The sequence below is a fragment of the Kitasatospora sp. NPDC096147 genome, assembly GCF_044763225.1.
GTDB lineage: Bacteria > Actinomycetota > Actinomycetes > Streptomycetales > Streptomycetaceae > Kitasatospora.
This window is the reverse complement of record NZ_JBIWFX010000015.1, coordinates 144,860-170,198: the sequence shown is the minus strand read 5'-3', so window position 1 is coordinate 170,198 and position 25,339 is coordinate 144,860. Positions and strand designations below refer to the sequence as shown.

27 protein-coding genes and 1 rRNA gene are annotated in these 25,339 nt (G+C 74.1%); 23 read left to right on the top strand and 5 right to left on the bottom strand.

The genetic code is table 11. The features are described 5' to 3' along the window. The 4 genes from rrf to ACIRBX_RS32790 all read left to right on the top strand — a co-directional run. Positions 1-75: ribosomal RNA gene (rrf, locus tag ACIRBX_RS32805) — 5S ribosomal RNA — on the top strand; the annotation flags it as partial. 119 nt (positions 76-194) lie between these two features. Continuing rightward, positions 195-629, top strand: a complete 435-nt coding sequence (locus ACIRBX_RS32800) for a VOC family protein (RefSeq protein ID WP_402302768.1) — start codon at positions 195-197, stop codon at positions 627-629. A 103-nt stretch (positions 630-732) separates the two neighbouring features. Next, on the top strand, positions 733-1,374 hold the full coding sequence (locus tag ACIRBX_RS32795; protein WP_402302767.1) for a TetR/AcrR family transcriptional regulator: 642 nt from the start codon (positions 733-735) through the stop codon (positions 1,372-1,374). A gap of 85 nt (positions 1,375-1,459) precedes the next feature. Further along, complete coding sequence (locus ACIRBX_RS32790; RefSeq protein WP_402302765.1) at positions 1,460-2,224, top strand: glucose 1-dehydrogenase; 765 nt, start codon at positions 1,460-1,462, stop codon at positions 2,222-2,224. 271 nt (positions 2,225-2,495) lie between these two features. Here ACIRBX_RS32790 and ACIRBX_RS32785 read toward each other — a convergent pair whose 3' ends face one another. Together ACIRBX_RS32785 and ACIRBX_RS32780 are read right to left on the bottom strand one after the other, a co-directional pair. Continuing rightward, positions 2,496-3,458, bottom strand: coding sequence for an alpha/beta fold hydrolase (locus ACIRBX_RS32785; RefSeq protein ID WP_402302762.1), 963 nt, complete (start codon positions 3,456-3,458; stop codon positions 2,496-2,498). A gap of 67 nt (positions 3,459-3,525) precedes the next feature. Continuing rightward, positions 3,526-4,719 (bottom strand): helix-turn-helix domain-containing protein, encoded by a 1,194-nt coding sequence (locus ACIRBX_RS32780; protein ID WP_402302760.1) that lies wholly within the window; start codon positions 4,717-4,719, stop codon positions 3,526-3,528. A gap of 413 nt (positions 4,720-5,132) precedes the next feature. On the opposite strand from ACIRBX_RS32780, the gene ACIRBX_RS32775 reads away from it, so the two are divergent. The 16 genes from ACIRBX_RS32775 (at position 5,133) to ACIRBX_RS32700 (ending at position 19,648) form a co-directional block, all read left to right on the top strand. Beyond that, the gene (locus ACIRBX_RS32775; RefSeq protein ID WP_402302757.1) at positions 5,133-5,786 is read left to right on the top strand and encodes a hypothetical protein; all 654 of its coding nucleotides are present in this window, start codon (positions 5,133-5,135) and stop codon (positions 5,784-5,786) included. Positions 5,787-6,000: 214 nt separating this feature from the next. Continuing rightward, positions 6,001-7,008 (top strand): hypothetical protein, encoded by a 1,008-nt coding sequence (locus tag ACIRBX_RS32770; protein ID WP_402302755.1) that lies wholly within the window; start codon positions 6,001-6,003, stop codon positions 7,006-7,008. Between the two features lie 10 nt (positions 7,009-7,018). Then, positions 7,019-7,897, top strand: a complete 879-nt coding sequence (locus ACIRBX_RS32765) for an ABC transporter ATP-binding protein (protein WP_402302752.1) — start codon at positions 7,019-7,021, stop codon at positions 7,895-7,897. After that, entirely contained in the window at positions 7,894-8,673 is a 780-nt protein-coding gene (locus ACIRBX_RS32760) for an MlaE family ABC transporter permease (protein ID WP_402302749.1), read from the top strand. Before ACIRBX_RS32765 ends, ACIRBX_RS32760 begins: the two co-directional genes overlap by 4 nt. A 1-nt stretch (position 8,674) precedes the next feature. After that, positions 8,675-9,502 carry an MlaE family ABC transporter permease gene (locus ACIRBX_RS32755; RefSeq protein WP_402302747.1) on the top strand — a complete coding sequence of 276 codons (828 nt, stop codon included), beginning with the start codon at positions 8,675-8,677 and terminating at the stop codon, positions 9,500-9,502. Further along, positions 9,499-10,755, top strand: coding sequence for an MCE family protein (locus ACIRBX_RS32750; protein ID WP_402302746.1), 1,257 nt, complete (start codon positions 9,499-9,501; stop codon positions 10,753-10,755). Before ACIRBX_RS32755 ends, ACIRBX_RS32750 begins: the two co-directional genes overlap by 4 nt. Further along, complete coding sequence (locus ACIRBX_RS32745) at positions 10,752-11,783, top strand: MCE family protein (protein ID WP_402302745.1); 1,032 nt, start codon at positions 10,752-10,754, stop codon at positions 11,781-11,783. Before ACIRBX_RS32750 ends, ACIRBX_RS32745 begins: the two co-directional genes overlap by 4 nt. Continuing rightward, entirely contained in the window at positions 11,780-12,838 is a 1,059-nt protein-coding gene (locus ACIRBX_RS32740; protein WP_402302743.1) for an MCE family protein, read from the top strand. Before ACIRBX_RS32745 ends, ACIRBX_RS32740 begins: the two co-directional genes overlap by 4 nt. Before the next feature lie 5 nt (positions 12,839-12,843). Continuing rightward, positions 12,844-13,833 (top strand): MCE family protein, encoded by a 990-nt coding sequence (locus ACIRBX_RS32735; protein WP_402302778.1) that lies wholly within the window; start codon positions 12,844-12,846, stop codon positions 13,831-13,833. After that, on the top strand, positions 13,830-15,080 hold the full coding sequence (locus ACIRBX_RS32730) for an MCE family protein (RefSeq protein ID WP_402302741.1): 1,251 nt from the start codon (positions 13,830-13,832) through the stop codon (positions 15,078-15,080). Before ACIRBX_RS32735 ends, ACIRBX_RS32730 begins: the two co-directional genes overlap by 4 nt. Further along, positions 15,080-16,234: an MlaD family protein gene (locus tag ACIRBX_RS32725; protein ID WP_402302738.1), complete on the top strand. Its 1,155-nt coding sequence runs from the start codon at positions 15,080-15,082 to the stop codon at positions 16,232-16,234. Before ACIRBX_RS32730 ends, ACIRBX_RS32725 begins: the two co-directional genes overlap by 1 nt. Continuing rightward, on the top strand, positions 16,231-16,725 hold the full coding sequence (locus ACIRBX_RS32720) for a hypothetical protein (RefSeq protein ID WP_402302737.1): 495 nt from the start codon (positions 16,231-16,233) through the stop codon (positions 16,723-16,725). Before ACIRBX_RS32725 ends, ACIRBX_RS32720 begins: the two co-directional genes overlap by 4 nt. Next, complete coding sequence (locus ACIRBX_RS32715) at positions 16,725-17,285, top strand: hypothetical protein (RefSeq protein ID WP_402302734.1); 561 nt, start codon at positions 16,725-16,727, stop codon at positions 17,283-17,285. Before ACIRBX_RS32720 ends, ACIRBX_RS32715 begins: the two co-directional genes overlap by 1 nt. After that, complete coding sequence (locus ACIRBX_RS32710; RefSeq protein WP_402302732.1) at positions 17,255-17,857, top strand: hypothetical protein; 603 nt, start codon at positions 17,255-17,257, stop codon at positions 17,855-17,857. Before ACIRBX_RS32715 ends, ACIRBX_RS32710 begins: the two co-directional genes overlap by 31 nt. Before the next feature lie 13 nt (positions 17,858-17,870). Then, the gene (locus ACIRBX_RS32705) at positions 17,871-18,536 is read left to right on the top strand and encodes a hypothetical protein (protein WP_402302730.1); all 666 of its coding nucleotides are present in this window, start codon (positions 17,871-17,873) and stop codon (positions 18,534-18,536) included. A gap of 113 nt (positions 18,537-18,649) precedes the next feature. Next, positions 18,650-19,648 carry a cell envelope integrity protein TolA gene (locus tag ACIRBX_RS32700; RefSeq protein ID WP_402302727.1) on the top strand — a complete coding sequence of 333 codons (999 nt, stop codon included), beginning with the start codon at positions 18,650-18,652 and terminating at the stop codon, positions 19,646-19,648. 473 nt (positions 19,649-20,121) lie between these two features. On the opposite strand, the gene ACIRBX_RS32695 is transcribed toward ACIRBX_RS32700, so the two are convergent. Next, the gene (locus ACIRBX_RS32695; protein ID WP_402302726.1) at positions 20,122-20,889 is read right to left on the bottom strand and encodes a lysophospholipid acyltransferase family protein; all 768 of its coding nucleotides are present in this window, start codon (positions 20,887-20,889) and stop codon (positions 20,122-20,124) included. A 194-nt stretch (positions 20,890-21,083) separates the two neighbouring features. Further along, positions 21,084-21,494: a DUF4395 domain-containing protein gene (locus ACIRBX_RS32690; RefSeq protein ID WP_402302723.1), complete on the bottom strand. Its 411-nt coding sequence runs from the start codon at positions 21,492-21,494 to the stop codon at positions 21,084-21,086. Between the two features lie 236 nt (positions 21,495-21,730). On the opposite strand from ACIRBX_RS32690, the gene ACIRBX_RS32685 reads away from it, so the two are divergent. The 3 genes from ACIRBX_RS32685 (at position 21,731) to ACIRBX_RS32675 (ending at position 24,282) form a co-directional block, all read left to right on the top strand. Next, the gene (locus ACIRBX_RS32685) at positions 21,731-22,144 is read left to right on the top strand and encodes a TlpA family protein disulfide reductase (RefSeq protein ID WP_402302722.1); all 414 of its coding nucleotides are present in this window, start codon (positions 21,731-21,733) and stop codon (positions 22,142-22,144) included. A 346-nt stretch (positions 22,145-22,490) separates the two neighbouring features. Next, positions 22,491-23,276, top strand: coding sequence for an electron transfer flavoprotein subunit beta/FixA family protein (locus ACIRBX_RS32680; protein WP_402302720.1), 786 nt, complete (start codon positions 22,491-22,493; stop codon positions 23,274-23,276). Positions 23,277-23,319: 43 nt separating this feature from the next. After that, complete coding sequence (locus ACIRBX_RS32675) at positions 23,320-24,282, top strand: electron transfer flavoprotein subunit alpha/FixB family protein (RefSeq protein ID WP_402302718.1); 963 nt, start codon at positions 23,320-23,322, stop codon at positions 24,280-24,282. A 118-nt stretch (positions 24,283-24,400) separates the two neighbouring features. Here the strand turns inward: ACIRBX_RS32675 and ACIRBX_RS32670 are convergent, their stop codons facing one another. Next, entirely contained in the window at positions 24,401-25,165 is a 765-nt protein-coding gene (locus tag ACIRBX_RS32670) for a hypothetical protein (RefSeq protein ID WP_402302715.1), read from the bottom strand. Positions 25,166-25,339: the final 174 nt, after the last annotated feature.

The following is a 25,339-nucleotide window of genomic DNA, read 5'->3' as shown; positions in this document are numbered from 1 at the left end:
AACCCGGAAGCTAAGCCTCACAGCGCCGATGGTACTGCAGGGGGGACCCTGTGGGAGAGTAGGACGCCGCCGAACAATCATTCAAGAGAAGCCCCCTGACGATTCGTCAGGGGGCTTCTCTGCGTTCTGGGTCGGGGCAGATGGCGGGCGGATATCCCGGTGCCGTGGGTGATCCTTGTTGCTACGGTGGCCGGATGGCCACGCTCCGGAAGATCCAGATCACGTTCGACTGCGCCGAGCCGGAGCGGGTCGCCCGCTTCTGGCGCGAGGTGCTCGGCTACGTCGCGCCGCCCACACCCGAGGGGTTCGCCACCTGGGACGAGTACGTGAGTTCGCTGCCGGCCTCGGGGCCGGGGGCCTGGTCGGCGGCTGTCGACCCGTCGGGGGAGGGGCCGCGGTTCTACTTCCAGCCGGTGCCGGAGGGGAAGACCGCGAAGAACCGGGTGCACGTCGACGTGCGGGCCGGCACCGGGCTGGTCGGGGCGGAGCGGCTGGCGGTGCTGGAGGCCGAGCGGGACCGGCTGGTGGCGCTCGGGGCGGTCTGTGACGTGGTGCTCTACGCCGACGAGGAGAACGAGTCCTGCATCGTGATGCGGGACATCGAGGGGAACGAGTTCTGCCTCGACTGACGGGCTGAGCCGACCGGCCGGTGGGGCCCCGAGGCTGACGCCCGGAGCCCCACCGGCCGTCTCTTCGTTCGACATTAATAATGGTCAGCATTACAGTGGTGGCATGCCGAGAACTCCGGCGGGTGGCACGCCCACCCGCGAGCTGCTGATCCGGGCTGCCGCCCACCTGTTCGCCGAACAGGGGGTGCACGGCGCCCAGTTGCGTGACGTGGTCAGGTTGGCGGGGCAGTCCAACCCGTCGGCCGTGCAGTACCACTTCGGTTCGCGTGAAGGGCTGTTGGACGCGGTGATGCGGGAGCGGCAGGAGCGGGCCGAGCGTTCGCTGGCCGGCATCCTGCCGGAGCCCGAGGGGCGGGCGCTGTCCGAGCTGCTGGCGGCGCTGGTGGCGTCGGAGGCGGCGGAGCTGCGGTCCGGGCCGGGGCGCAACGGGCTGCGGATCGCGGCGCAGATCAGCCACCGGAGCGGCATCCGGACCCGTGAGCCGCACCCCCACCTGGCGGGCGGCGGGTACTGGCGGCTGATCGGGGAGCTGGAGGTGGCCCTGCTCGACGTGCCGGAGCCGATCCGGCTGGAGCGGATCGACCTGACGCTCACCCTGATCGGCGCGGCACTGGCCGAGCGGGCCCGTCAACTCGCGGCGGGGGAGCGGGTGCTGACGGCCGAGCCGCTGTTCCTCGCGGATCTGGTGGCGATGGCCGGGGCGATGCTCACCGCTCCGCTCCCGGAGCCGGGCGCCGAGGACTGACCCACCCACAGACACCGGTCGGCACCACCCCCGCCGACCGGGAGCACCGAGTACCGAGCACCACCATGGCAAGGAGCAAGCAGACATGACCCAGCTCAACGGGAAGACCGTCCTGATCACCGGCGGAGCGCGCGGCCTGGGCGCCGAGGCGGCCCGGCAGGCCGTGGCGGCCGGTGCCAACGTGGTGATCACCGACGTGCTGGACGAGGAAGGCCGGGCCACCGCCGCCGAGTTGGGCGAGAAGGTGCGCTACCACCACCACGACGTGACCTCCGAGGAGGAGTGGGCGGCCGTGGTCGCCTTCGCGGTGGCGGAGTTCGGCGGGCTGCACGGGCTGGTGAACAACGCCGGGATCTCCTCGGGCAGCTTCCTGGTGGACGAGTCGGTCGAGCACTTCCGCAAGGTGGTCGACATCAACCTGACCGGGGTGTTCATCGGGATGAAGACCGTGGTCCCGGCGCTGCGGGACGCCGGCGGCGGCTCGATCGTCAACATCTCCTCGGCGGCCGGTCTGATGGGCCTGGCGCTGACGGCCGGCTACGGCGCCTCCAAGTGGGCGGTGCGCGGGCTGAGCAAGATCGGGGCGGTGGAGCTGGGGGTGGACCGGATCCGGATCAACTCCGTGCACCCGGGGATGACCTACACGCCGATGACGGCGCAGGTGGGGATCGAGCGCGGTGAGGGCAACTACCCGAACACGCCGATGGGCCGGGTCGGTGAGGCGCCGGAGATCGCGGCGGCGACGGTCTTCCTGCTCTCGGACGAGGCGTCCTACATCACCGGCGCCGAGCTGGCGGTGGACGGTGGCTGGACCACCGGGCCGACGGTCCGTTACGTGATGGGGCAGTAGGGACGCAGCGAGACCACCGAGCGGCGGGGCCCGGCCCCCCCCGGGGGGGGGGGGGCCCCCCCCCCCCCCCCGGGGGGGGGGGGCCGGGGGGGGGGGGCGGGGCGGGGCGGGGGGGGCCGCCCCCCGGCGCGGCGGGGCGGGGGGCGGGGGGGGGCCCCCGGGGGGCGGGGCCCGGGCGGGGGGGGGGGGGTGGGGCCCCCCCCCCCCCCCCCGGGGGGGGGCCCGCCCCCCCGGGGGGGGGCCCGCCCCCGCCGCCGTCCCCGGAGGCGGGTCAGGGCAGGTCGGCGAGGAAGTCGAGCAGGGCGGCGTTGACCTCGGCGGGCTTCTCCTGCTGGGTCCAGTGGCCGCAGTCGGTGAGCCAGACCGGGGCGGCGATGCCGGGGACGTGCTGGTCGAGGGTGGCGATGACGGCCTTGGTGGCGTCGTTGGCGACGACCAGGTCGCGGTCGCCGACCACCAGCAGGGCCGGGGGCCGGATGCGGGCGTTCTGCCAGGGGGCGGTGAGCTCCCAGTTCCGGTCCAGGTTGCGGTACCAGTTGAGCGGGCCGGTGAAGCCGGTCCGGGTGAACTCGGCGGCGAAGTGGGCGAGGTCGGCCTCGGTGAGCCAGGCGGGGAGGGTCTCGGGGCTGCGGAAGGCGTCGAGGAAGCCCCCGCCCTCGGGGACCAGTGGGGTGAGGCCGGCCGGGTCGGCGGACCGGCCGGCCAGCAGGCGGCGGAAGGTGGTGTCCGGGTCCCGGGCCAACTCGGCGTCGGCGACGCCGGGTTGCTGGAAGTGCAGCATGTAGTAGGCGTCGCCGAAGACCTTGCGGAACAGCTCGGTGGGCCGCACCGGCATCCGGGGGAAGGGCGGCACGGAGAGGCCCACCACCCCGCGCACCAGGTCGGGACGGAACAGCGCGGCGTGCCAGGCCACCGGGGCGCCCCAGTCGTGGCCGACCACCACGGCCCGGTCGGCGCCCAGGGCGGGGATCAACCCGAGTGCGTCACCGGCGAGTTGGAGGATGGTGTACTGGTCCACCGCCTCCGGGCCGCCGGTCCGGCCGTAGCCGCGCTGGTCGGGGGCGACGGCGTGGTAGCCGGCCTCGGCCAGCGCGGTGAGCTGGTGGCGCCAGGAGTACCAGCTCTCCGGGAAGCCGTGCAGCAGCAGGACCAGCGGGCCCCGGCCGGCCTCGGCGACGTGCATGCGCAGGCCACTGGCGGATTCGACGTAGCGGTGCGATATCGCGGTCGTCATGGGCTCATCCTGGATGCTCCGTGCCCGGAGCGGAAGGGTGCCCTACCCGGCGGTAGCCGACGTCCGGTCAGCTCCCGGGGGCCGGCGGGCCGGTGAGGGCGGTGGCCCGGAGCACGATCTCGGTGGCGAAGCGGGACTCCGGGTCGGCGAGGCGTTCGCCGAAGGCGCGGTCCAGGACGCGCAGTCGGTAGCGGACGGTCTGCGGGTGCACGCCCAGCTGGTCGGCCAGCTCGGGGGCGCTGGCCCGGGTGGTGAGCCAGGCCCGCAGGGTCTCCAGCAGCCGGGCCCGCCGGGTGGGGGTGAGGGCGGCGAGCGGGGCGAGGTAGTGCCGGTCGAGCTGGTGCAGCAGGGCCGGGTCGCTGAGCAGCCAGAGGTGCACGAGGTGGTCCTGACAGTAGGTCAGGGGGCCGGTGGTGTACGGGAGGAGGCGGCGGGCCCAGCGGAGCGAGTCGGCCGCCTCGGCCAGCGGGGTGGTGAGGCCGACGGCGGCGTGGCAGCCGGTCAGGGCGGCGGTGAGGCCCTCGCGGCGGGCGGGGGTGAGGGGGCCGGGTAACAGCAGGTGGGGTTCGCGGTCGGCGAGGTCGAGCAGCACGTCGCGGTCGAGCACGCCGCGGTGCGGGCGGGCGCCGGGGGCGAGGGCGACCAGGGTGACCTGCTCGGGGAGCGGCCAGGCGGCGTGGTCGGCCAGTTCGGCGAGGGCGGAGCGGGCCGCTCCGGTGCCGCCGAGGATGCGGCGCAGCAGCCGGCGGCGGCGGTTGTCGGGCTCCTCGCCGAGCTCGGCCATGGCCTGGAGGTAGCCCTCGCGGGAGAGTTCGGCGATCTCGCCCATGTAGGCGAACAGGGCGTCGGCGAAGGCCATCAGTACGGCGGCGGAGAGGTTGTGCCGGCGGCCGACGGCGCGGACCCGGCGCAGCGCGACCTGGCAGCCGATCCGGTAGGCGTCCTGGAGCATGTCGAGGCTGCGGCCCTCGAAGGCCTCGTGCCGGCCGAAGCGGCGGCAGATCTCGTCCCGGAGCGAGGTGGTGGCGGTCGGGGCGGCGACCTGGTCGACGAAGGTGGCGATGTTCTGCTCGATGCCGACCCGGATGACCCGGGCGGCCGGGCCCTCCAGGAGCTCCCGGTACTCGGGGATGGTGGCGACGATCTCGGCGGCCATCTCCTTGAGCAGGCTGGGGAGTTCGGGCCGCATCACGGCGGCGAGCTCACGCGGTACCTGGTCGAGCGGCGAGCTGGAGCCGGGCACCCGGCGTGGCGTGGCCATGAGTCCCCCTGGCGCCCGGGGCGTGGCCGGACGCATACGACGTGTGGTGGTTCGCTGACGATAGGGCACGAGTGGTCGTCCGCGCACCGGTCGGGACGGGGAATTGCCGGTCGGTCCTCCGCTACGGGATTGGCACCCGGTGCTACGGGGTGGGACAGGAGGCTCACCCGAGGACAAGGGCGGCCCGGGTTTCTGTTGGTGCCGGGACAAGAAATCCGCGCCGCGAGGACGGGATTCCCGGAACCGTGACGGCTCCGTTGCGGGGCTTCATTACCGGCGCGTAATGTCCGGATCTGCGAGGGCGGCCCCACCCGATACGCCTCGCATCACCGGATCGCTCAGGCGTCAACTCACCGTTTGAACAGTGGAGTTGGGCACGCCGAGCGTGTCCGCCCCCACAGAGAGGACCCATCGTGCGCAAGCCTGTCAAGGGCGCCCTGGTGGCGGTCGCGGCATTCGCCGCCACCGCCGGCCTGACGCTCGCCCCGACCACCGCGACGGCCGGCACCCAGCACTCCTCCTCCGGCCTGCTGGCCGGCTGGACCGCCAGCCCGGGCGGCCCCTGGACGGCCAAGGCGACCTCGCCGAAGCTGACCGACACCAAGACCGGCACCAAGCTGACCTGCACCTCCTCCTCGGCGGCCGGCACGCTGGCCACCAGCAGCGCCACCGGCGTGGGCATCTCCTCCATCACCTCGGTGAGTTGGGCCAGCTGCTCCGGTCCGCTGGGCATCACCTTCAGCGTCACCCCGGTGGGTCTGCCGTGGTCGCTGAACGCGGTCAGCTACAACGCCGGCACCGGTGTCACCACCGGCACCCTGACCGGGGTGAAGGCCCACATCAGCGGAGCCGGCTGCACGGCCGACTTCGCGGGCCCGACCTCCACCACGCCGGCCACCCTGACCGGCACCTACAGCAACTCCACCAAGACGCTCACCATCAGCGGCGGTGACCTGCACGCCTACGGCGTCTCCGGCTCCTGCCTCGGGCTGCTGAACAACAACGACCCGGCGGTCTACAACGCCGCGTACGTGCTGAGCGGTTCGCAGGTCATCACCTCCCCGTGAGCCACCCGTGCCCGGCCCCGGGCCACCGCCCGGGGCCGGGCACGCGCGTCTCCACGCCTACGCATCCGGTGACAGGACGTCAGGGGTGCTTTGTCATCAGGTGACAGGAAATCCGGCCGGCCGAGAGCGCTCCCGGCGATCCGCGTGCGATCGCTTGTGAGGGCTTGTTACCCGGCCGTACTGTCCTGCGTCCCGAGCCGATAGGAGTCCACAGATGAGGGACGCAGCGCGTCGCCTTGCCGTGCCCGCGCGACCGGCCGCCGTCCTGCTGGCCGCTCTGCTGGTGGGCACGGTGCCCGGTGCTCCGTCGGGGGCGGTGACCGGGCGCGGGCCCGCCGCCGTGCGGACGGCGGAGGACGAACCGCCGCCGCCGACCAGCCTGGACGTCTGCCCGCCGCCGCCGGAGGGCGAGTTGGACAAGGCCAAGCTGCCGCCGGTCCCGGAGGGGGCGATGGTGCTGCCGCTGCCGGACATGGAGCCGTTCCCGGCGGTGCCGGCCTGCGCCTACGCGGTGGGCTTCGCCAACGTGCGCAAGCAGCGCCAGGCGGCGGTGGTCAACGACCCGGCGAAGAAGCCGGCGCTGGCCGCGCTGAACATGACCCGGCGGTTCGTCACGCTCTGGGACCCGCCGGAGGGGCAGCAGCCGTACTTCGAGGCGGACACCCTCGCGCACCTCCAGCTCCCGCCCGCCGAGACCACCTTCCTCACCTACGGCTTCATGCCGACCAGCGCCGTGATGGAGCTGGTGCCGCAGGGCCTGCTGACCATCGTGGCGACGGGCAACTCGGACTGGGACCAGCCCGCCGAGTTCACCATCACCGGCTACCAGTGGATCAAGCTGCGGGACGTGAAGGTGAACGGCGTCCCGCTGGACGTCGGGCCGAACTGCCGCACCGCCCGCCCGGTCGCGCTGGAGCTGAAGGGCCGGCAGGACGACTACCTGCCCGGCGGCGGGGACGGCAAGCCGGACTACACCCTCCAGGGCGGCGGCCCGCTCTCCCAACGGAACCTGGTGATACCGGAGTTCCGGGGCTGCGGATCGGCGGCCGAGAACCTGGACGCGCTGTTCACCGCCGCCGTCTCGGGGCCGGGCAACTCGCTCAACCTGGTGCAGGGGGCGATCTGCACCCCGACCAGTGACCAGCCGAACGGGTGCGAGCCGCAGATCGAGCTGCCGGCCCTGCCGCACCGCCTCGGCACCGCCGAGCAGGGACAGGGCTGAGGGGGCCGGGATGGGGATCGAGGTGACCGTCGAGGGACTGACCAAGTCCTTCGGCCGGCAGACCGTCTGGGAGGACGTCACGCTGACCCTGCCGGCCGGTGAGATCACCGTGCTGCTCGGGCCCTCGGGCACCGGCAAGACGGTCTTCCTGAAGTCGGTGATCGGCCTGCTGCGCCCCGAGCGCGGCCGGGTGCTGGTGGACGGCGTCGACATGGTGCGCGGCTCGGACCGGGAGCTCTACCGGGCCCGCCGCCGGTTCGGCCTGATGTTCCAGGACGGCGCGCTGTTCGGCTCGTTGAACCTCTACGACAACGTGGCCTTCCCGCTGCGCGAGCACACCCGCAAGACCGAGGCGGAGATCCGCCGGATCGTGCTGGAGCGGATGGAGATGGTCGGCCTGAACGGGGCCGAGGCCAAGCTGCCGGGGGAGATCTCCGGCGGCATGCGCAAGCGGGCCGGGCTGGCCCGGGCGCTGGTGCTGGACCCGGAGATCGTGCTCTGCGACGAGCCGGACTCCGGCCTGGACCCGGTCCGCACCTCCTACCTGTCCCAGCTGCTGGTGGACCTGAACGCGCAGATCGGCGCCACCATGCTGATCGTCACCCACAACCTGGACATCGCGGCCACCGTGCCGGACCACATCGGCATGCTGTTCCGCCGCCGGCTGGTGGCCTTCGGCTCCCGGGAGGAGCTGCTGACCAGCCGTCAGCCGGTGGTGCGGCAGTTCCTCGGCGGGCGCCGGGAGGGGCCGATCGGGATGTCGGAGGAGAAGGACGAGGCCCAGCTGGCGCTGGAGGAGCCCTACCAGGAGGCCGGGCCGGAGCCGCTGCCGAGGCAGTTGCAGCCCTCGCCGGGCCTGCCGCCGCGCCGCCGGGCGGTGCTGCGATGAGCACCGGGAACCCGGTGGCGGGCGGGCTGCGGCAGACCGGGCAGCTGATCGCGCTGGCCGCCACCACGCTGCGGGACACCTTCCGCCGGCCGTTCCAGGTCCGCGAGCTGATCGAGCAGTTCTGGTTCCTGGCCAGTGTGACGATCCTGCCCGCCGCGCTGGTGTCGATCCCGTTCGGCGCCGTGATCGCGCTCCAAGTGGGCTCACTAGCCGGTCAGTTGGGGGCCCAGTCGTTCACCGGCGGGGCCAGCGTGCTGGCGGTGATCCAGCAGGCCAGCCCGCTGATCGTGGCGCTGCTGATCGCCGGGGCGGGCGGCTCGGCGATCTGCGCCGACCTCGGCTCGCGCAAGATCCGCGAGGAGCTGGACGCGATGGCGGTGATGGGCGTCTCGCCCGTCCAGCGCCTGGTGGTGCCCCGGGTGCTGGCCGCGATGGCGGTCTCGGTGCTGCTGAACGGGCTGGTCTCGGTGGTCGGCACGCTGGGCGGCTACTTCTTCAACGTCATGCTCCAGGGCGGCACTCCGGGTGCCTACCTGGCCAGCTTCTCCGCCCTGGCCCAGCTGCCGGACCTCTACGTCGGCGAGCTGAAGGCGCTGGTCTTCGGCTTCGTGGCCGGGATCGTGGCCGCCTACCGGGGCCTCAACCCGCGCGGCGGCCCCAAGGGCGTCGGCGACGCGGTGAACCAGACCGTGGTGATCACCTTCCTGCTGCTGTTCCTGATCAACGTGGTGATCACCGCCGTGTACCTGCGGACCATCCCGCAGAAGGGAGCCTGAGATGGCGCTGCCGCGCCGCGCCGGCCGCGGCCCGCTGGCCTCACTGGAGACCGTCGGCGACCACCTGGTCTTCCACCTGGCCGCCCTGCTCTGGGTGCCCCGGGCGCTGCGCCGCTACTTCCGCGAGGTGCAGCGGCTGCTGGCCGAAGTCGCCTTCGGCAGCGGCGGGTTGGGCGTGATCGGCGGCACCGTCGGGGTGATGGTCGGGATGACCGCCGCCACCGGCACGGTGGTCGGCCTGCAGGGGCACGCGGCGATGAACCAGCTGGGCACCACCGCCTTCACCGGCTTCATCTCGGCCTACTTCAACACCCGCGAGATCGCCCCGCTGGTGGCCGGGCTGGCGCTGTCGGCCACCGTCGGGGCCGGCTTCACCGCCCAGCTCGGCGCGATGCGGATCAACGAGGAGGTGGACGCCCTGGAGGGCATGGGCATCCGCAGCCTGCCCTACCTGGTGACCACCCGGATCATCGCCGGAGTGGTGGCCGTGGTGCCGCTCTACGGCATCGGGCTGCTCTCCTCCTACGCCGCCTCCCGGGCCGTCACGGTCTTCGTCAACGGACAGTCACCCGGCACCTACGACCACTACTTCGGGCTGTTCCTGGCCCCCGAGGACGTGCTGCTGTCGGGGCTGAAGGTGCTGCTGTTCAGCGTGATCGTGATCCTGGCGCACTGCTACTACGGCTTCCACGCCAGTGGCGGCCCGGCCGGGGTCGGCATCGCCGTCGGCCGCTCGGTGCGCAACGCGATCGTCATCATCAGCATCACCGACTTCTTCCTCTCGCTGGCCATCTGGGGCGCCACCACCACCGTGCGGGTGACCGGATGAGCGCCTTCCGCACCGACCGCCGCCGGCCCACCCGGGCGGTGCTGGGCCTGGTCTTCCTGCTGGTGCCCGCGCTGCTGGCCGCGCTCTGCGTCGCCGTCTACCGCAAGACCTTCAGCGACGAGGCCACCGTGCTGCTGGAGACCAACGCCTCCGGCAACGAGCTGCGGGTGAACGCCGACGTCAAGCTGCGCGGCGTGGTGGTCGGCCGGGTCCGCGAGATCGGCGCCGACGGCCGGCAGGCCCGCCTCACGCTGGCCCTGGACCCGGCGAGGCTGCCGGAGATCCCGGCCGGGGTGAGCGCCCGCCTGCTGCCGACCACGCTGTTCGGCGAGCGCTACGTGGCGCTGGTCCCGACCGGCCAGGCCGGCGGCACGCTGCGGGCCGGTGCCCGGATCACCCAGGACACCACCGCCGAGGCCGCCGAGCTGGAGCAGGTGCTGGACCACCTGCTGCCGCTGCTCAGCGCCGTCCAGCCGGACAAGCTGGCGGCCACCCTGAGCGCGGTCTCCACCGCGCTGCGCGGACGCGGCGCCCAGCTCGGCGCCACCCTCACCCAGCTGGACGCCCACCTGGCCCGGCTCAACCCCGAACTCCCGGCGCTGAACCGGGACATCAAGCGGCTGGTGACGGTCAGCCAGGTGTACGAGGACGCCGCCCCCGACCTGCTGCGGGCGTTCACCGACTTCACCACCACCACCGCCACGCTGGCCCGCGAGCGGGCCGGGCTGCGCGCGCTCTACACCTCCTCCACGGCGGCGGCCGGGGACGTCACCGACTTCCTGACCCGCAACCAGCAGACGCTGATCCGGCTGGCCACCGACAGCCGGGCCACCCTGGAGCTGCTGGCCGAGTACGCCCCCGCGTACCCGTGCACCCTGCGCACCCTGGCCGACTTCGTGCCGGTGATGGACAAGGCGCTCGGCAAGGGCACCGACAAGCCCGGCCTGCACGTCACCGTCCAGGCGGTGCCGGACCCGGGCCGCTACCGGCCCGGCCGCGACACCCCGGCCTACACCGCCTCCGGCGGACCCCGGTGCTACGACACCCCCTACACCGGGCGCGGCACCACGCCGCCCGCCGGGCCGGCCGAGCGGGGCTTCCCGGCCCCCACCTCGGCCGGGCTCGGCCTGCCCAACTCACCGCAGGAGAACGCCCTGGTGAACGAACTGCTGGCACCGGCCGGCGACCTGCCGGACTGGAGCAGCGTGCTGGCCGGGCCGCTGCTGCGGGGCACGGAGGTGAGGCTCTCGTGAGACGGCGCAGCCTGCTCGGACCGGTGGTCAAGTCGCTGGTCTTCGTCCTGGTCACCGCGCTCGCCACCACCGCCCTGGCCTTCGGCATCGCCGACACCGGGGTGGGCGACACCGTCGGCTACCGGGCCCGCTTCACCGACGTGACCGGGCTGTCGGCCGGTGACAGCGTGCGGATCGCCGGCGTGCGGGTCGGCGAGGTGGAGTCGGTCGGCGTGGCGGACCGCCGGTTCGCGCTGGTCCGGTTCAGGGTCCGCAAGGGCACCACCCTGCCCGGCAGCGCCACCGCCTCGGTCCGCTACCTCGACCTGGTCGGCCGCCGCTACCTCGAACTCGCGCGTGGCACCGGCCCGTTGTCGGAGCAGCTGGCACCGGGGGCGACCATCCCGGTGGAGCGCACCCGCCCCGCGCTGGACCTGACCCAGCTGTTCAGCGGCTTCCAGCCGCTGTTCCAGGGCCTGGCCCCGGACGAGGTGAACAGGCTGGCCGAGGAGATCGTCCAGGTGTTCCAGGGCCAGGGCGGCACGGTCGAGGGGCTGCTGCGCAGCGTCGGCTCGCTGACGAGCACGCTGGCCGCCAAGGACGAGGTGATCGGCCGGGTGATCGAGAACCTCAACACGGTGGTCGCCACGGTGAACACCCACGACCAGGGCTTCACCGAACTGGTCTCCACCCTCCAGCAGTTGGTGGCCGGCTTCAACAAGGACCGGCAGCCGATCGGTGAGGCGGTGCGCTCGGTCGGCGCGCTGACCGCGAGCACGGCCGGGCTGCTGGCCGACACCCGGGCCCCGCTGAAGGACACCATCGGCGAGCTGGGCCGGCTCTCGGCCGGACTGGCCGACAACAGCACGCAGTTGGAGGCCTTCCTCAAGCGCAGCCCGGAGAAGCTGACCGTGCTGGGCCGGCTGGCCTCCTACGGCTCCTGGTTCAACCTCTACCTGTGCCAGGCCACCGTGACGGGCGTGAGCACCGGCGACGGCTCCGCGCCGCCGACCGGGCTCACCGTGGACGAAGCGAGGTGCCGGGGATGAGCCGGACCGACGAGGGCGCCAGGGTGCGCGGGCCGCTGTTCCGCCCGCTGCGCGAGCGCAGCCCGGTGGCGGTCGGCGCGGTCGGCCTGCTGGTGATCCTGCTGCTCTGCGGCCTCGCCTACCAGGGCGACCGGCTGCCGCTGCTGGGCCGGGGCACCGCGTACACCGCCGAGTTCACCGAGGCCGGCGGGCTGCGCCCCGGCGACGAGGTGCGGGTCGCCGGGGCCAAGGTCGGCAAGGTGACCGAGGTGGAGCTGCGCGGTGCCCGGGTGCGGGTGGGCTTCCGGGTCGACGACCTGTGGGTGGGCGACGCCTCCACCGCCGCGATCGGCATCCGCACCGTGCTCGGCGCCAAGTACCTGGCACTGGACCCGCTGGGCGTCGGCGAACAGGACCCGGACACCACCATCCCGGCGGCCCGGACCACCTCGCCCTACGATGTCACCCAGGCGCTGGAGGGCCTGGGCAAGACGGTGGGGGCGATCGACACCGCCAAGCTGGCCGAGTCCTTCCGCACCATCTCGGACACCTTCGCCACCACCCCCGCATCGGTGCGCAGCGCCGCCGAGGGCCTGGCCGGGCTCTCCCGCACCATCGCCGACCGGGACGCCCGGCTGGCCGAACTCCTCGCCGGGAGCCGTCAGTTGACCAAGACCGTGGCCGATCAGAACGAGCGCTTCAGCGCCCTGCTGGAGGACGGGGATTCACTGCTGGCCGAGCTCCAGCGGCGCCGCGACGCGGTGCGCCAGCTGCTCACCGGCACCAGCGCGCTGGCCACCCAGCTGAGCGGCCTGGTGAAGGACAACGAACGCCAACTGGCGCCCACCCTGGACGCCCTGGCCCGGGTCACCGGGGTCCTGAGGACCAATCAGCAGAGTCTGGACCAGACGCTGGCGCTGCTCGGCCCGTACTACCGGCTGATGGGCAACACGCTGGGCAGCGGCCGGTGGTTCGACGCCTACCTCTGCGGCGTGGTGCCGCCGTCCTACCTGCCCGACGGAGCGGCACCCGCCAGCGGCTGCCGTCCGGTCCGGCCGGCCGGAGACCGGTCGTGAGCGGGCTGTCCGGCCGGAGCCGGGTGCTGATCAGTGCCGCCGCCGCCGTGGCCGCGCTGGTGGCCGCCCTGATCGCCGTCCCCGGCCCGGAGGGAAGCCGGGTGACGGTGTACTTCGACCACGCCATCGGCGTCTACCCGGGCTCCGACCTGCGGGTGCTCGGCGTCAAGGTCGGCACCGTCCGCGAGGTGCACCCCGAGGGCGCCCGGGTGCGGGTCGAACTCGGCCTGGACCACGGGGTGAAGGTGCCGGCCGGCGCCTCGGCCGTGGTGGTCGCCCCCAGCGTGGTGGCCGACCGGTACGTGCAGCTCACCCCGGCCTGGACCGAGGGCCCGCTGCTGGCCGACCGGGCGGTGATCCCGGTGGAGCGCACCGCCCAGCCGGTCGAGATCGACCAGCTCTACGCCAGCCTGACCGAGCTGGCCACCGCGCTCGGCCCGGACGGCGCGAACTCCCAGGGCGCGCTGTCGCGGCTGCTGGACACCGGGGCGAAGAACCTGGGCGGGAACGGCAAGGCGATCGGCGACTCGATCGAGCAGCTCGGACGGGCCGCCAAGACGCTGTCCGGCTCCAGCGGGGACCTGTTCGCCACCCTGGAGCAGTTGCAGTCCTTCACCGCGATGCTGAAGGAGAACGACGGCCGGGTCCGCTCCGCCACCGACCGGATCGCCGCCGTCAGCTCCTACCTGGCCGACGACAAGGAGGAGCTGGGCCTGGCCCTGCACCAACTCGCCGTCGCCCTGGGCGAGGTGAAGACCTTCGTGGAGGACAACCGCACCAGGCTGGCGAACGGCATCGACCAACTGGTGCCGATCACCCAGAGCCTGGTGGACCAGCGGGCCTCGCTGGCCGAGCTGCTGGACACCGCCCCGCTGGCCGCGCAGAACCTGCTGCGCGCCTACGACCCGAAGACCGGCACCGTCACCGGCCGGGCCAACCTGACCGAACTGGCCGGACCGACCCTGCCGCTGCCGCTGCCCGGAGTGGACCGATGACACGTCACCTGCGGTACCTGTCCGTGGCGTTGGCCGCCACCCTGGCCGCCGGATGCACCGGCTTCGGCGGCCTCCAGGACGCCCCGCTGCCCGGCGGGGCCGAACTCGGCGACCACTCCTACCGCCTGGAGGCCCGCTTCGCCGACGTGCTCAGCCTGGTGCCGCAGTCGGCGGTGAAGGTGAACGGGGTGGCGGTCGGCCGGGTCACCGGCATCGCGCTGGCCGAGGACTGGAGCGCGGTGGTCACCCTGCGGGTCAACGGTGACGTGAAGCTGCCGAGCGGGAGCCGGGCCGAGGTGGCCCAGGCCGGGCTGCTCGGCGAGAAGTACGTCCGGCTGACCGCTCCCGCCGAGGGCCAGGACGGCGGTGGCGGCCGGCTGACCGACGGGGCCGTCATCCCGGCCGAGTTCACCGGCCGCTCGACCGAGGTGGAGGAGGTGTTCGGCGCACTGTCGATGCTGCTGAACGGCGGCGGGATCGACCAGCTGCGCACCATCACCACCGAGCTGGGCGCCGCGATGACCGGCAACGAGGCCCAACTGCGGTCCGTGATGGACCGGTTGAAGACCTTCACCGGCGAGCTGGACGCCCATCGGGCGGACCTGACCGCCGCGCTGGACGGGATGGACCGGCTGGCCGCCACCCTGGCGACCCGGGACCGGCAGATCGGCACCGTGCTCACCGGCCTCAGCCCCGGCCTGAAGGTGCTGGAGGAGCAGCGCGGCGAACTCGTCACCCTGCTCCGGTCCCTGGACACCCTCTCGGGGGTCGCGGTGGACACCGTGAACCGCAGCAAGGAGGACGTGGTGGCCGACCTGAAGGCGCTGGCCCCGGTGCTGCGCGGCCTGGCGGACGCGGGCAAGGCGCTGCCGGACTCGCTCCAGGTGCTGCTCACCTACCCGTTCACCGACGAGGTGCTGCGCGGGGTCAAGGGCGACTACCTGAACGTCTACCTCGACCTGGCCGCCGCCCCCGGCACCGCGGTCTTCCCGGAGCTGGACCCGGACGACACCGCCGCGCCGCCCGTCAAGCCCACGCCCGAGCCGACCGAGGAGCCGACCGAGGAGCCCACCGAGGAACCGACGGAGGAGCCCACGGACCAGCCGACCGACGTACCGACCGACCAGCCCACGGACCAGCCGACGGATCAGCCCACCGACCCGGCCTCGCCGGAGGCCCGGCGGCTGCCGTCCAAGCTGCCGTTCCCGCTGCCCTCGGCGGGCCGCGCACCGGGGAGGACCCGCTGATGCTGACCTGGGCCATCCGGGCGAAGAACCTCGCCTTCCTGTTGGTCGCGGTGCTGGTGCTCGGCTACATCGCCGTCCAGCACGCCGACCTCGGCCGCTACGTCGGCCTGCGCGACTACTACCGCATCGACCTCCGACTGGAGCGCACCGGAGGGCTGTTCGAGCACGCCGACGTGACCTACCGGGGCGTCTCGGTGGGACGGGTCGGCGCGATCCGGCTCACCCCGGACGGGGTCCGGGCCGAGCTGCGGATCTCCTCCGAGGCGCCGCCGATCCCGGCCCGGCTGACCGCCGCGGTGGCCGGACTGTCGGCGGTCGGCGAGCAGTACGTCGACCTGCGCCCCGAGACCGACCAGGGACCCTTCCTGGCCGACGGCGCGGAGATCCCGCGGTCCGCCACCAGCGTGCCGGCGCCGGTCACCGACCTGCTGACCCGGACCGATGCCCTGGTCGGCTCCGTGCCGCTCGGCTCGCTGCGCACGGTGGTCGACGAACTCGGCACCGCCTTCAACGGCCAGGCCGACAACCTCCAGGCCCTGCTGGACGGCAGCCGCACCTTCCTCCAGGCGGCGGACGACGCCCTGCCCGCCACCACCCGGCTGATCGTGGACGGTGAGACCGTGCTGCGCACCCAGGCCGAGGAGGGCGACGCGATCCGCTCCTTCGCCACCGGGGCGGCCGCGCTGGCGGCCCAGCTCAAGCGCTCCGACGGTGACCTGCGGAAGGTGATCGCGAACGGGCCGCAGGCCGCCGGACAGGTCAGCGCGCTGATGGACCAGCTCGATCCCGGCACCAGCGTGCTGCTGGCCAACCTGCTGACCACCGCCGAGCTGGGCCTGACCCGCCAGCACGGCATCGAGGAACTGCTGGTGCGGCTCCCGGAGGTGGCGGCGGCCGGCTCCACCGCCATCACCGAGCAGGGCGCCAGGATGGGGATGGCCGTCACCTTCTTCTCCCCGCTGCCCTGCACCGAGGGCTACGAGGCCACCGTCTACCGCAACGGCCTGGACACCGGCACCGCACCGCCGCTCAACACCGCCGCCCGCTGCGAGGCCGCCGCCTCGTCCGGGACCGCGGTGCGGGGCTCGGGCAACGCCCCCAAGGGCGGGGTGCCGACCCCGGTCGCCCCGGCCACCCCGGGGGCCGGCCGGTGAGGCGGCTCCCGACGGGCCGTCAACTCCTCTGGACGGTGGCGCTGCTGGCCCTGCTCGCGGGCGCCGCCAGCTGGTGGCAGGCCGAGCGGGCGACGGCCGGGGTGCGCGCCCGGGACGCCGCAACGGCAGCCGGGCGGACGGCCGCCGAGGTGCTCGGCAGCGCGGACGGCCGCGACCCGGAGGGCACCCGGGCCCGCTGGCGGGCGGTCGCCGACGGCCCGTTGCGCTCCCGGCTGGAGGTCGCGGCCACCGACCCGGCCGAGGACGTGGCCACCGGCACCACCACCTCGGCGACCGTCGCCGAGGCCGCGCTCACCCGCTTGGACCGCGAGGCCGGCACGGCCGGGCTGATCGCCGTGCTGCGGCTGCGGCAGACGCTGGCCGACGGCACCGTCACCACCGACCGCCGCCGGGTCGCGGTGGAGCTGGTCCGCCGTGACGGCGGGTGGAAGGCATCCGGGCTGACCACCGTGCCGGTGGGGGCGCCCTGATGGCGGCCGTCGTGGTGGCGACCGGGATCGAAGCGGGGGCCCAGGCCGTGGACCGGCCGGGCGGTCGGGCGCGGGCGTGGCTGCGCCGCGCGGCCCCGGTCGTGGTCCTGCTGGCCGGGGCGGCGCTGGCCGGCGCCGGGTGGCAGGTGCGCGCCGGGGCCGACCGCGCGGACCTGACCGGGACGGACCCGGCGGCCCAGGCCCGGGTGACCACGCAGGTGGAGGCCGTGCTCGGGCGGGCGTTCTCCTACTCCGCCGACCAGGACGAGACGGCCCGGACCGCAGCCGGGGCCGGATTCGCCGGCCGGGCCGAGGAGCAGTACCGCCGACTGAGCGGACAGCTGCGCGGCTGGACCACCGAGCAGCGGATGTCGCTGACCAGCCGGGCGGTGGCCACCGGGGTGATCCGGCTGACCGCCGACCGGGCCGAACTGCTGGTGCTGCTCGACCAGAGCGCCCGCCGGGCCGACGGCCCGCCCACCCTGACCGGCGCCCAGCTCCGGGTCACCGCCACTGCGGTGGACGGGCGATGGGTGATCACCGACCTGATGTCCCTGTAGCCCCACCACCTTTCGGAGGAAGACCAGTGCGACGGAGCTCCCGCCTCGTGCGCCCGATCCGCGAACGTCTGCAACTGTCGGCCGTCACGCTGCTGGCCGTCACCACCCTGCTGGCGGTCTGGGGCGGTTGGTCCTGGTACGCCGCCGCCCACGACGGCACCGGTGAGCTGGCCCGGGCCAGGGACCAGGTGCTGGCCGCCGGGGAGCAGGCCGTGCAGAACCTCAACACCCTGGACCACGCCTCGCTCGGCCCGGGGATGGACCTCTGGGAGCGTTCCACCACCGGTGAGCTGCACGCCCAACTGGTCCAGGGGCGAGCCGAGTTCGAGAAGCAGGTGCAGCAGGCGCAGAGCACCACCACGGCCCGGGTGCTGGACGGCGCCGTCACCGAGCTGGACGAGCGCACCGGCCAGGCCGCCGTCATGGTCGCGGTCCGGATCACCGTCCGCACCGCCAAGGAGACCCAGCCCACCAGCAAGGACAGCCGGATGCTCGCCCGGCTGACCAGGACCGCCGAGGGCTGGAAGCTCAGCGGCCTCGGCCAGGCCCCGATGGGCACCACCGGACAGTAGGGAGCCAGCAGCGATGTCCACCACCCGCCACCTGATCAACCGTCAGCGCCGCCTGGCCGCCGCCTCCGCCACGGTGAACGCCGCCGTGACCGCCGGGCCGACGGCCCGCCCCGCCGGGAGGACCGCCCCGAGGCCCGCCGCCGCCCCGGTACCGAGGGCCCGCCGCCCTCGGCTGCCCGCCGTGCTGCTGGTCCTCGCGCTGCTGCTCGCGGCCTTCGCGGCCTACTCCTCCTACGCCGCCGCCGGCCTGCGCGCCGACTCCGGGCGGCACAACACCGCGCTCACCGACCCGGCCCGCACCAGCGAGGCCAAGGGCCAGCTCACCGAGGCGGTGAACGCGCTCTTCTCCTACGACCACGCCGCCCCCGCCCGCACCGACCAGGCCGCCGCCCGCTACCTGACCGGGGGCGCGGTGGCCCGGCACCGGACGCTGCTCGCCGAGGTCCGGGCCCAGGCCGAGGCGAAGAAGCTGGTGCTCACCACCACCGTCACGGACGCCGCGGTCGCCGTCCTGGACGGCGACCGGGCCCGGCTGCTGGTCTTCGCCGACCAGCGCAACACCAGCACCGCCGCCGACGCCAAGGGCGGGCCGAGCTACTCGGCGGCGATGTTCGCCCTGGACGCGGTGCGGACCGGCGGCAGCTGGCGGATCGAGGGGATCGACACCTTCGGCCGGTGAGGCGGCGGGCCTGACGGCGGTCGGCGGCCGCCGGCCGGAAAACGTCCGCGAACGGTTCGTGGTGTGACTGGTACGTTCATCTGTCACGTCACGGACCGTCAGAAGGACCCCGCATGACCACCCCTGCCACCCCGCCGGACTCCACCGACCCGTGGGCGGCCCCGGTCCCTGACGCGCCACCGCCCCGGCCGACCGCCGGCCCCGGCCCGTACCCGCAGGCGAACCCGTACCCGCAGGCGAACCCGTATCCCGCCGCCGGGCCGGGCGGCGCGTACTGGCAGCCGTACCCGGTGCCGGGTCCGCCGCCGCGCAACGGGCTGGGCATCGCGGCGCTGGTGCTCGGCGTGGTCAGCGTGCTGATGGTGCTGGGCCTGCTGTTCTTCTGGGTCTCGTGGCTGCCCGCGCTGCTCGCGGTGGTGCTCGGCGCGGTCGGGGTGGGCCGGGCCCGCCGGGGCACCGCGACCAACCGGGGCGTGGCGGTGGCCGGGGTGCTGCTCGGGGTGCTCGGGTTGCTCGGCACGGCGGTGGAGGGCGGCGCGGTCGTGGTGATCGCGCAGAAGGCGGCCCAGGAGCGGAAGGCCGAGGAGAAGCGGCAGGACGTGCTGCGGGAGCGGGCCGAGGCGGAGCAGCGGCGGCTGGCCGAGGAGCGGGAGCGCAAGCGCAAGGAGCTGGAGGAGAAGCTGGCGAAGGAGGCGGCCGAGGAGCGGGCCCGGCACCTGCTGTTCGGTCAGACCTACACCTACCCCGACGGCCTGAAGGTGACCCTGGCGGCCCCGGAACCCTACGCGGTGGGCAAGTACACCCGCCTGGTCGACGGGGCCTCGGCGATCCAGCTGACCTTCACCCTGGTGAACACCGGCGCGCAGCCGCTGCCGGTGATCGGTCTGCCCACCGTCCGGGAGCCCGGCGGGGGGAGGTACGACCTGCTGATCGACGGCAGCGGCCGGATCAAGTTCGTCGACGGCACGCTCCAGCCGGGGCAGCAGCTGGTCGGCAGGTACCCCTACGCGATCCGGGTCGCCCCGGACCAGCTCTCGGTGGATTTCAGCCCGCACCTCACCGACCACCCGACCCTGCACTGGAGCACCACCGACCGGTCCGGCTCGGTCTGAGCCGCCGTCAGCGGATTACCCCCGGGCGGGGGCGGGGGCGGGGGCGGGGGCGGGGGCGGGGGCGGTCGGCCGGCTCGGCTGAGGTCGAGCCCGGTCCCGGTTCCGGTAGGGCCCGGTCTGATCGGGCATCAGGCCCCGGGCGAGCCGCACCGGACGGTGCATCGGACCGCGCCCCGGCGGGTCGCTGCGGTCGGCCGGGCCGCAGAGCATGAGCAGTCCGGCGTGCTCGACCGCGTGCGCGGTGAGCACCACACCGGAGGCCGAGGCGGAGCAACGCACCGGCTCGCCCCGGTGGCCCGGCCCGGTGCCGTCCACCGGCACCCGGCTGACCACCGCGTGCTCGGACCAGCGTCACGGCCCCTGCCCCGGCCGGGCGTCCCGCCTCGGCGGAGCGGGTCCGGAACCGGCTGCGGCGGGTCCACGGGCGGGTGGGGCGGGCCACCGGCAGGGCCGGTGCCCGCCCCGACGGCGGCTCAGCGCTGGGCGCGGCGCTCCGCGCGGGCGGCGGCCTCCGCCTCGTCCTCGGCCTCGGCCACCTCCAGGGTGGGGGCGGTGCCGCCGAGGTGGGCGGGCAGCCACCAGGTGTCGTCCGGGCCGCTGGGCTTGCCCGGGTAGTCGCGCTGGGCCCGGTCGAGCATCTCGGTCATTGCGGCGCGCAGCCGGCGGGTGACCATCACCGGCTTGTCCTCGGGGGTCAGCACGATCGGCTCGCCGATCATGATGGTGACCGGCACGTGACGCTTGGTCAGGGTCTTCGGCCGGCCCTTGGTCCACAGCTGCTGGGTGCCCCAGAGCACCACCGGCAGCAGCGGGGTGCCGGAGTCGGCCGCCATCCGGGCCGCGCCGGTCTTGAACTTCTTCAGGGTGAACGAGCGGCTGATGGTGGCCTCGGGGAAGACCCCGACCACCTCGCCCTCGCGCAGCGCCTTCACCGCCGCCTCGTAGGCGGGCTGGCCGTCGGTGCGGTCCACCGGGATGTGCTTCATGCCGCGCATCAGCGGCCCGGAGACGGAGTGCTTGAAGACGTCGTCCTTCGCCATGAAGCGGGTCTTGCGCTTGCCGCCCTTGAAGGCGCCGAGCCCGGCGAAGAGGAAGTCCAGGTAGCTGATGTGATTGCTCACCAGCACGGCGCCGCCCCGGGCGGGGATGTGCTCGGCGCCGATGATCTCGATCCGGCAGTCCAGCGCTCTGAAGGCGGTCAGCGCCGCCGCGATCACCGGCGGGTAGACGAACTCTGCCACGGTCAGCCCTACTTCCAGCGGGCCTGGGCCCGGTCAGGTGGTCCCGGGGTGCGGGTGGGGCCGACCGGAGGCGGGCACGCCGCGGTGGCCACGGGGTGATACAGGCGCATGATCCCCCGAAGGGGGGGTCGATGTCACGCCGGTGGTCGCCGTGGCCGGCCGGGGCTCGCGGGAGGGCCCGCCGTCCCGGGTGCTCAGCCGCCGGGGCGGAGTTGGTTCCTGCGCAGCAGGAGGTACATCTCACAGCCGAGGCAGTAGTCGAAGGCCGCGTTCAGGAAGGCGGCGCCGAGCGCGGCGGCGGTGGCGGCCAGGCCCAGCCAGTCGGCCCCGGCCAGGAAGCCGGCCGTGCCGACCAGGGCGAACCCGAGGCCGACGCCCTGGGCGAAGCGCGGCGGGCGGGCGTCCTCCAGCTCGGCCGGCGGCCCGAGCCGGGGGCGGACGGCGATCCGGTAGAGCCAGCCGTAGGGGGAGCGGCCGGCCAGCGAGAGGGCGAAGACGCCGGCCTGGGCGGCCAGCGGCCACCAGCTGCCGGTGATCAGGACGGTGGCCAGCACGAGGGAGGTGAGCACGGCCGCGAAACGCGGACCGCGCGGGTCGATCTGCACGGGGACTCCGGGGGCGGTGACGGGACTGCGGCGGACTGCGCGGGCTTCCGGGCGGTTCCGAGGTGACGGACCGGGCGGCGAGCTGACGGAGTCTCAGCGACAGCGGCCCGCGCTGACCCGGCACAGGTCGATCACTCGACGGCGGGTCAGACGGGCGGAGTCCATGCGCGGGATCCTACGCCTGCCGTACGCCGTCCGGGGAGTGGCGGTGCGCCCCGGTGCCGCACACTGGGGCGGTGACCGGGATCTGGGTGTGCGTCGGGGTGCTGGTGCTCGCGGGCGGTTTCGGCCTGGCGAGGAAGCGGTGGGACGGGAGGGTGAAGGTGCGCGGCAAGGACGAGGGCCAGGTGCTGGTGGCGGCGGAGCTGGGGGCCGAGCTGGGCGAGCGGGCGACGTTGGTGCAGTTCTCGACCGCCTTCTGCCAGCCCTGCCGGGCGACCAAGCGGGTGCTGGGGGAGGTGGCCGCGATGGTGCCGGGGGTGGCCCACGTGGAGATCGACGCCGAGCTCAACCTCGACCTGGTCCGGCGGCTGGACATCCTGCGTACGCCGACCGTCCTGGTGCTGGACGCGGCCGGCCGGGTGGTCCGCCGGGCCGCCGGGCAGCCCCGCCGGGCGGACGTGATCGCGGCGCTGGGCGAGGCGATCTGAGGGACCGTCCGCCAGGGTGGATCTTGTCAAGACAGTTCAATCTCACAGTCGATCAGCCGCCCCGTCAGGGGGTAGTCGGCGCGGCCTGGGGCAGGATGGGGCGGAGACGGCAGTGCGGCCGTCCGGGGCCCTGCGGGGCGGCGGGCGGCACGGGGTGCGGAGGGCCCGGCCGGACTGCGGCAGAGCTAAGCTACTGGCCAGTAGTGACGGCTAAGCTACTCGCGAGTATGCTGCCAGCAAGTTCCGGTCGGGCACAGGAATCCGCTGCCCGGAGTGGGTGCGTGGCGTGTTCGCATCCACTCGCGCGGCTGCTGCCGCCGGACGAGACCAGTACAGGAGACAGGCCGTGAGCTTGAGGATCGTTGTCTGTGTGAAGTACGTGCCCGACGCGACCGGTGACCGTCGCTTCGCGGACGACACCACCACCGACCGGGACGCCGTGGACGGCCTCCTGTCGGAGCTGGACGAGTACGGCGTGGAGCAGGCGCTCCGGATCGCCGAGGCTCACGGCGACGCCGAGGTGACCGTGCTCACCGTCGGCCCGGACGACGCCAAGGACGCGCTGCGCAAGGCGCTCTCGATGGGCGCCGACAAGGCCGTCCACGTGAACGACGACGACATCCACGGCACCGACGTGATCGGCACCTCCGCCATCGTCGCCAAGGCCCTGGAGAAGACCGGCTACGACCTGGTCGTCTGCGGCATGGCCTCCACCGACGGCACCATGGGTGTGCTGCCGGCCCTGATCGCCGAGCGCCTGGGCGTCCCGCAGGCCACCCTGCTCTCCGAGGTCTCCCTGGAGGGCACCACGGTCAAGGGCCGCCGCGACGGCGACGCCGCCACCGAGCAGCTCGAGGCCGAGCTGCCGGCCGTGATCTCGGTCACCGACCAGTCCGGCGAGGCCCGTTACCCCTCCTTCAAGGGGATCATGGCCGCCAAGAAGAAGCCGGTCGAGTCGCTGGACCTGGACGACCTGGGCATCGAGGCGGACGAGGTCGGCCTGGCCGGCTCCTGGACCGCCGTCGAGACCATCACCGCCCGCCCGGCCCGCACCGCCGGCACCGTGGTCAAGGACGAGGGCGAGGGCGGCAAGGCGCTCGCCTCGTACCTGGCCGAGCAGAAGTTCATCTGACCACCCGTTAGCGCACTTCACGATCCATCAGGAGCAAGAAATCATGGCTGAGATCCTGGTTCTCGTGGACCACGCCGACGGTGTGGTCCGCAAGCCGGCCCTCGAACTGCTGACCCTGGCCCGCCGCATCGGCGAGCCCTCGGCGGTCGTCCTGGGCGCCGGCTCCGCCGCCGCCGACATCGCCGCCAAGGCGGGCGAGTACGGCGCGGCGAAGGTGTACGTCGCCGACGCCGACGAGTTCTCCACCCAGCTGGTCGTCCCCAAGGTCGACGCGCTGACCCAGATCGCCAAGGCCTCCGGCGCGGCGGCCGTGCTGGTCACCTCCTCCGGCGAGGGCAAGGAGGTCGCGGCCCGCGTGGCGCTGCGCCTCGAGTCCGGCATCATCACCGACGCGGTGGACCTGGAGGCCGGCGACGGCGGTCCGGTCGCCACCCAGTCGGTCTTCGCGGCCTCCTTCCAGGTCAAGTCGAAGGTCTCCAAGGGCACCCCGGTCATCACCGTGAAGCCGAACTCGACCAGCCCGGAGGCCGCTGCCGCCGCCGGTGCCGTCGAGAACGTCACGGTCGAGTTCACCGGCAAGGCCGCCACCGTCACCGGCCGCACGGCCCGCGTCTCCTCCGGCCGCCCCGAGCTGACCGAGGCCGCGATCGTGGTCTCCGGCGGCCGTGGCGTCGGTGCCGCCGAGGGCTTCGGCGTGGTCGAGGAGCTGGCCGACGCGCTCGGTGCGGCCGTCGGCGCCTCGCGCGCCGCCGTCGACGCCGGCTGGTACCCGCACACCAACCAGGTCGGCCAGACCGGCAAGCAGGTCTCGCCGCAGCTGTACGTCGCGGCGGGCATCTCCGGCGCGATCCAGCACCGGGCCGGCATGCAGACCTCGAAGACCATCGTCGCGGTCAACAAGGACCCCGAGGCCCCGATCTTCGAGCTGGTCGATTACGGCGTGGTCGGCGACCTGTTCGCCGTCCTGCCGCAGCTCACCGCCGAGGTGAAGGCCCGCAAGGGCTGAGCCCCACCCGGGCACCCGGGAGCCCCCGCCGGAGCGCAGCGCGCGCCGGCGGGGGCTCCGTCGTTCCGGGGCTCCGTCGTTCCGGGGCTCCGTCGTTCCGGGGCTCCGTCGTACCCGGTCAGCTCCGCCGGGCCCCGGCGGGATCGGGCCGCCGTCCGCCGGGCAGCGCGGCCGGGGCGGCCGAGGCGGCCTGGGCGCCGGGCCGCTGAGGGGCCGTCAGCCGCCAGCAGGTCGGGGCGTCCGCCCGGCCGAGGTCGTAGAGGCGGTACTCGGTGCGCAGACCGCCGACGGTGGCCAGGGTGGACTGGAGCAGCACCTGGCCCCCGTCGGTCACCGTCCGCTCCAGCCGCCGCTGCCCGGTGCGCAGCGGCTGCCCGTCGTGGCCGTGCGTGCCGAGCCGGCCGCCGAGCCGCTCCGCGTACACCAGCCCGCCCTCCGCGCCGAGCAGCCGGACCGCCTGCTCGGTGTGCCGCCGGGCCGCGTCCGGCTCCGGGATCCCGTAGCGCCGCAGGTGCGGCGGGCCGAACGGGACCTCGGGCAGGGCGCCGAGCGCGTCCCAGTGCTCGACCAGCAGGCCGCCGTGCGTCCGGAACAGGTCCACCGAGCCGACCGGGCCGCCCGGCAGGCCCTCGCAGACGCCGATCAGGGCGAGGAACTCGCCCTCCTGCAGGGTCAGTTCGAGGCTGTACCGGAAGTCCGGCGGCAGCCCCGTGAGCAGGGCGCCGAGCCGGCCGCGCGGGCCGTCAGCGGTGGGGACGGGGGTCGGGACGGGGTCGATCACGGTGCCGTGCTCACGGTAGTGCGGGGCGCACAGCGCGTCGGCCGCCGCCGTGTCCCGGGCGTCGAAGGCCCGCTCGATCCGGCCGGCCAGATGGGATGTCACACCGAGCTCCTCAGCTCCGGGGATGGGGGCACCCGGGACGGTCCCGGGGCCCGGCACCGGCCGGGGGAGGGAGAGCGGCCGGGGCTTCCGGATGCATCGGGCGCGGGCGGCCCCGGCTCCAGTGGTCCGGCCGCACCGGGGCGTCAAGAGTGACGCCCCGTCAAGAGGTCGTAC